The 613-nt window shown below is 48.3% G+C and carries 1 protein-coding gene; it reads right to left on the bottom strand.

Annotation, left to right across the window (positions count from 1 at the left end):
* The coding region (locus tag R7O13_RS28575; RefSeq protein WP_318305423.1) for an Hsp70 family protein at positions 1-613 on the bottom strand (613 nt) is incomplete at both ends.

Here is a 613-nt window from a genome sequence, read left to right on the forward strand (position 1 = left end):
AGGAATCGTGGTGTTGCGCGGAATGATTTTCTCAACCAACCCACCCATGGTTTCAATACCCAATGATAATGGAATCACGTCAAGCAGCAGCATTTCAGAGTCAGGTTTGTTACCAGCAAGAATATCTGCTTGGATACCCGCACCAATAGCCACCACTTCATCAGGGTTGATGCTAGTGAGTGGTGTGCGGCCAAAGAATTCGCCTACCATTTCACGGACAAGCAAGGTACGAGTTGAGCCACCAACCATCACCACTTCAAGTACTTCCTCCGCTTCTACGTCAGCATCTTTCAGTGCACGACGACAAGACATCAGAGTTTTCTTCACGAGTGGGCGAATCAGATCTTCGAACTGCTCGCGTGTTACAGTGCCTTTCCAGCCAAACACGTCAACTTCTACGCTGTCTTGCTCAGAGAAAGCAATTTTGGTCGCCGTTGCAATGTTCAGTAATGCACGGTTTTTCTCAGCAGAAAGCGGCGCTTCTAGGCCAGCTTGCTCCATTAGGTAATCCGCTAATAGGTGGTCAAAGTCATCACCGCCAAGTGCAGAGTCGCCGCCTGTTGCTAATACTTCAAATACGCCTTTCGATAAACGTAGGATAGAGATATCGAAC

The sequence above is a fragment of the Vibrio sp. Y176 genome (assembly GCF_033438945.1).